At 48.4% G+C, this 612-nt stretch carries 1 tRNA gene; it reads right to left on the reverse strand.

What is annotated here, in order from left to right:
- Nucleotides 1-264: 264 nt before the first annotated feature.
- Nucleotides 265-341, reverse strand: a tRNA-Ile gene (locus QPK32_RS26375).
- Between the last annotated feature and the right edge of the window lie 271 nt (nt 342-612).

Consider the following 612-nt stretch of genomic DNA (forward strand, 5'->3'; position numbering starts at 1 on the left):
AGTCTTTCCGAAGGAAAGACGAGAAGGGAACGTCATAACGACAAGGATTCAGCTTACTATGTTTGTTGATACATACAGATTACTACCCTAAGTGTTCATTACATCTTTCGATGCGATGAACGCTTAAAGAAAACTTTACTTCTTCCAGATTGTTAAAGAACGAGAACTACACTTATCAAAAGCCAGATTGCTGGGTTTTGATAAATGCAGTGAACAGTAAGTGGTGGAGGATGACGGGATCNNNGTATGGTTTGCTGATAACCATGGTGGGTCTGGTTGGATTCGAACCAACGACCCCCGCGTTATCAACACGGTGCTCTAACCGACTGAGCTACAGACCCGAACTGTTCTCGTTTTCTTTACAACAGCCGATAAGCGTGAGCGCTTGATGATGGAGACTAGCTCCTGTGCCACTCTAGAAAGGAGGTGATCCAGCCGCACCTTCCGATACGGCTACCTTGTTACGACTTCACCCCAGTCACGAATCCTACCGTGGTAAGCGCCCTCCTTGCGGTTAAGCTACCTACTTCTGGTAAAACCCGCTCCCATGGTGTGACGGGCGGTGTGTACAAGACCCGGGAACGTATTCACCGCGGCATGCTGATCCGCGAT

The organism is Massilia sp. YIM B02763, from assembly GCF_030412015.1.
GTDB lineage: Bacteria > Pseudomonadota > Gammaproteobacteria > Burkholderiales > Burkholderiaceae_D > Telluria.